This is a genomic window from Guyparkeria sp. (genome assembly GCF_041687595.1).
Lineage (GTDB): Bacteria > Pseudomonadota > Gammaproteobacteria > Halothiobacillales > Halothiobacillaceae > Guyparkeria.
In genome coordinates this window covers 1-5,215 of sequence record NZ_JAWLBP010000074.1, presented here as the reverse complement: position 1 = coordinate 5,215, position 5,215 = coordinate 1, and the positions used below count along the sequence as shown (strand labels likewise).

The window sequence follows — 5,215 nt, the reverse complement described above, 5'->3', positions numbered from 1 at the left end:
CAGGAAGGACGCGACGATCATCCGGGCGCGGTTGTGCATCCAGCCGGTGGCCCAGAGCGCCCGCATGGCCGCGTCGACTACCGGGATGCCGGTCTCGCCGCGTTGCCAGGCGGCGATGTGATCGGGATCGTTGCGCCAGGGCAGGTGGTCGAAACGCGCGTCGAGGTTGTCGGTTTTCGTCTGCGGGAAGTGGTAGAGCAGGTTTGCGCCGAACTCGCGCCAGCCGACCTCGCGCAGGAAGTGCTCCGGCCCCTTGTCGTCGAGGGCATCCGGGTATTCGCTCCGAACCCGGGCGACGACCTGGCGCGGGGAGATCTCGCCGAAGTGCAGGTGCGGCGACAGCCGCGAGGTGCCATCCAGGTCGAGCCGGTTGCGGGTCTCGTGGTAGCGGGAAACCTCGTCGACAAAGGACTCGAAACGATCCCAGGCGCCGACCTCGCCGGGTGTCCACCACTCGGAAAAGCCGTCGGCCCAGTCAAGCCGAGGCAGTAGCCCGAGGGAGTCGATTGTCTCGCCATCAATGGCCTCGTCCACCGGGGGCAGTCGGTCGGGCTCGGGCAGGACCGGCAGGTCGATGCCCTCGGCGAGCAGCGCCTTCCAGTAGGGCGTGAACACCCTGTAGGGCGCGCCCTGCTTGTTGAGCACGTTCCACGGCTCGTGCAGGTAGTTGCCGGCGAACGACCGCACGGACAGGCCCTCGTCGCGCAGCGCTTGCTTTACCGCTCGGTCGGTCGCGATGCCGGCCGGCTCGAGTCGTCGGTTCCACTGCACGGCCGTGGCGCCGGACTCGGCGGCGAGTCGGGCCAGTGCCGCGGCCGGCTCACCACGGCGGACGATCAGGCGGCTTCCCTTCCCGCGAAGATCGCGGTCGAGCGCCGAGAGGCTCTGATGCAGCCACCAGCGGCTGGCGCCTCCGCGAAGAAAGCCGTCACGCCCCTCCCCCGGATTCTCGGGCGGTAGGATGTACACGGGTATGATGTTTGCAAACGCCAACGCGGCATCCAGCGCCGGGTTGTCGGCGAGACGCAGATCCTGGCGGAACCAGACGATGACGGTATCGGCGGACATGGAATGATGGTGCGAGATGGATGCAGTGAGGGAAACGCGGTGAGTATGGCAAACGTTCACGCGATTTTTGTGGCCTGGATCGCCCTTCTGGGTCTCGCACTCGTCCTGCCGGTGAATGCCGCCGCGGACGAGAGCACGGCCGACGTGCCGGTGGTGCTGGTCGCCCCACTGCGCGCCGGAGTGGCGGATCGCCCCGCGCTGGTCGGCGAGGTGGTGGCCGAGACGAGCGCGACGGCGGGGTTTCAGGTCGGTGGACGGATCAGCGAACGGCTGGTGCGCCGTGGCCAGCGGGTCGAGGCCGGCGAGCCGCTGGCCCGCCTGGATGCCCGTGACCTGCGCGCCCGCGTGGATTCCGCGCGCTCCGAGCGGGACCAGGCGCGTGCCGAGGCGACCCTGGCCCGGCAGGAGCTCGATCGCACCCGTGATCTGTTTGAGCGCACGGTCGCCAGTCGACAGGCGCTGGACCAGGCGGTTTCGAGGCAACAGGCGGCCGAGTCGCAGGTTGCCAGCGCCGAGGCCCGCCTGAGCGAGGCTCGCAACGCGCTCGATTACGCCGAGCTGCCCGCGCCCTTCACCGGGGTGATGGTCGAGTTGCTCGCGGATGTCGGTGACGTGGTCGCCGCCGGGCAGCCTGTACTCCGGCTGGCGGCCGACGAGGGTCGGCTGGTGGAGGTGGCCGTTCCCGAGCGGCGTCTCTCCGGGCTTCCCGATACGGCCGTGGCGTGGCTGGAGGCGGACGCCGTCGAAATGGAGGCACGGATCGATTCGGTCGCCGGCGCAGCCGACCCTGCCAGCCGCACCTTCGCCGCGCGCTACCGCCTCGAACCGGCGGCCGATCGCGATCGGCCGTGGGAGATCGGGCAGACGGCCCGCCTGGAATTCGCCGGCGAGCGCTCCGTGCGGCAGGTGCCCGTCGGGGCCCTGTTCGCCCGTGACCGTAATCCGCAGGTCTACCGCGTCGAGGGCGACCGGGTTCATGCCGTCGAGGTCATCGTCCGGGCGATCGAGGAATCCTACGCGGTGATCGAGACCGAGTTGCCCGAGGGAACCCCCGTGGTGGCCGTCGGCGTCAATCGGCTGCATGACGGCCAGAGCGTGCGGCCTCGCAACGCCGGGGAGCTGGCTGCCGGCGCGGCCGACGGAGAGCGCCCTTGAGCGGGGAGGGCGCCACGGGCCGCTTCAACCTGTCCGCGCTGGCGGTCCGCGAGCGGGCGATCACCCTCTACCTCATCCTCTTGGTGGCGGCCGCCGGGCTGTATGCCTTCGTCTCGCTGGGCCGGGCCGAAGACCCGGTCTTCACGCTCAAGGTGATGCTTGCCGAGGCCCACTGGGAGGGAGCGACCGCCCGCGAGATGCAGGAGCAGGTCGGCGAGCCGCTCGAGCGGGCACTGGGCGACGTACCGTACTTCGATTTCGTCGAGACCGTGGCCCGACCCGGCTCGGTGTATCTGCGGATCAACTTCGAGGAATTCACCCCGCCCGAGGAAGTCCCCGACGTCTTCTACCAGGTGCGCAAGCACCTCTCCGATGCCGAGGTCGAGCTGCCCCCGGGCGTGGCCGGGCCCTACTTCAACGACGATTTCACGGACGTCTATTTCACCCTCTATGCCCTGACCGCGCCCGGGGTGGAACAGCGCGAGCTGGTGCGTGCCGGCGAGACGTTGCGTCGCGAGGCCCTGCGGGTCGACGGCGTGGCCAAAGCGCACTTGATCGGCGAGCAGGCCGACCGTGTAGAGATCCGCCTCGACCCGGCACGCATCCAGTCGCTGGGCCTGGAGTTCGACGCGGTGGCCGCGGCCATCGCCGGGCAAAACCGGATGACCGCACGCGGGCGAATCGAGACCGACGGTCCCCGCCTCTATGTCCGCGTCGGCCCGGGGCTTGACGGCGGCGGCACGCAGGCGATCGAGCGGATCGGCGCGACCCCGCTGGTCGTCGGCGACCGGGTGCTGAGGATCTCTGACGTCGCCGAGGTGGTCCGCGGTCTGGCCGACCCACCCGCCTTCGTCGTGGAGAACAACGGAGAGCGGGCCCTGATGGTGGGCGTGATCATGTCGGCCAACACCAACGGCCTGAAACTCGGCGAGCGACTGACGGCCTTCGAGGAACGCATCGTCGGCGACCTGCCCGAGGGCGTGCGGCTGGAGAAGGTGACCAACCAGGCCGATGCCATTCGCCTGGCCGTGGACACCTTCCAGGTCAAGTTCTTGCTCGCCCTGGGCGTGGTGATGCTGGTGGGCTTTCTCGCGCTGGGGCTGCGTGCCGGCCTCGTGGTCGCGTTCGCGGTGCCGCTGACGCTGGCGATGACCTTCGTGGTCATGCAGATCACCGGCAAGAACCTCGACCGCATCACCCTGGGCGCGCTGATCCTCTCGCTCGGGCTTCTCGTCGACGACGCGATCATCGCCATCGAGATGATGCTGGTGAAGCTCGAGGAGGGTGCCGACCGCGTGGCCGCCGCCGCCCACGCCTGGACGGTCACCGCCATGCCCATGCTGGTTGGCACGCTGATTACCGTGGTCGGTTTCGTGCCCATCGGTTTCGCCCAGTCCAATGTCGGCGAGTACGCCGGCAACATCTTCTGGATCCTGGGCATCTCGCTGATTGCCTCGTGGTTCGTGGCCGTGGTGTTCACGCCCTACCTGGGCGTGAAGCTGTTGCCGAAAGTTGAGCCACATCCCGGTGGAATGTACGACTCGCGCCCCTACCGGGCCCTGCGGGGGGTGGTCACCGGCTGCGTGCGTCATCGCTGGTGGGTAGTTGGCGCGACGCTGATCCTGTTCGCCGCCTCGGCGGTGCTGATGGGCAAGGGCGTGGCCAAGCAGTTCTTCCCCAGTTCCGACCGCCCGGAGCTCCTGATCGACATCCAGCTGCCGGAGGGGAGTTCGGTGGAGGCCACCCGCCGGGTGGCCGAACGGGTGGCCGCGTCGATCGAAGACGACCCGGCACTGGAATCGCTGTCGACCTACATCGGGCGCGGTGCGCCGCGTTTCTTCCTCGCGCTCAACCCCGAACTGCCCGACCCGGGCTTCGCCAAGATCATCGCCGTGGCCGAGGATGCCGAGGCGCGCGAGGCCCTGCGCGAACGGATGGAGGCGATGATCGCCGACGGGGCCTTCCCCGAGGCTCGCGTGCGCCCGCATCCGTTGCTCTACGGCCCGCCAGTGGTGTGGCCGGTGCAGTTCCGCGTCATGGGACCGGACGTCGAGCGGCTGGTGGCGATCGGCGAACGGGTCCGGGCGGTGATGGGGGAGAATCCGCACCTGGTCGACCCGCATCTGGAATGGGGCGACGCCATGCCCGGCCTGCATGTCGAGCTCGATCCCGCCCGGCTGGCCCAGCTGGGGCTCACGCCCGCTGGCGTGCAGGAGCAGCTTGCCGGGCTGATCAACGGACAGATCGCCACGCAACTGCGCGAGGACATCCGCGGCATCGACGTGGTGGTGATGGGCGAGCCGGACGTCGCCCGTGACCCGGCCAGTCTCGAGACCCTGCCGATACGCACGGGGTCGGGGCGGACCGTACCGCTGGCCCAACTCGGCGACGTGGTGGTCGAACACGAGCTGCCGGTGTTCAAGCGCCGCAACCAGACCCCGTACATCAACGTCAACGCCGAGATCCGCGGCGCGCAGCCGCCGGACGCCACCTTCGCCAGCTGGGCGGACCTGGCCGATATCCGCGAGAGCCTTCCAGAAGGCTACCGGCTCGAGATCGGCGGTACGGTCGAGCAGTCCGGGCGGGCGCAGGACTCGCTCAAGGCGGTGATGCCGCTGATGGTGATCCTGATGCTCACCCTGATCATGCTCAACATGCGCTCCTTCCCCGGGCTGTTCATGGTGCTGCTGACCGCGCCGCTGGGGCTGATCGGGGCCGCCGGCGCGCTGGCGCTGTTCGGCAAGCCGTTCGGCTTCGTCGCCCTGCTGGGGCTGATCGGGCTGGCCGGGATACTCATGCGCAACACCCTGATACTCGTCGGGCAGATCGACGAGAATCGCCGCGCCGGCGACGACCGGCACACGGCGGTGATTGAGGCGACCATCCGCCGTGCGCGGCCCGTGGTGCTCACCGCGCTCGCCGCCGTGCTCGCCTTCGTGCCCCTGACCACCTCCACCTTCTGGGGACCGCTGGCCGTCACCCTGATCGGCGG

3 protein-coding genes are annotated in these 5,215 nt (G+C 69.4%); 2 read left to right on the top strand and 1 reads right to left on the bottom strand.

The features are described 5' to 3' along the window. The coding region (locus ACESL5_RS09290) for a cryptochrome/photolyase family protein (protein ID WP_372592502.1) at nucleotides 1-1,068 on the bottom strand (1,068 nt) is incomplete at its 3' end. 45 nt (nucleotides 1,069-1,113) lie between these two features. On the opposite strand from ACESL5_RS09290, the gene ACESL5_RS09285 reads away from it, so the two are divergent. Both ACESL5_RS09285 and ACESL5_RS09280 read left to right on the top strand, forming a co-directional pair. Then, nucleotides 1,114-2,223: an efflux RND transporter periplasmic adaptor subunit gene (locus tag ACESL5_RS09285; protein WP_372592501.1), complete on the top strand. Its 1,110-nt coding sequence runs from the start codon at nucleotides 1,114-1,116 to the stop codon at nucleotides 2,221-2,223. Beyond that, nucleotides 2,220-5,215 (top strand): efflux RND transporter permease subunit (locus tag ACESL5_RS09280; RefSeq protein WP_372592500.1); only part of this gene is annotated, 2,996 nt, incomplete at its 3' end. The genes ACESL5_RS09285 and ACESL5_RS09280, both read left to right, overlap by 4 nt.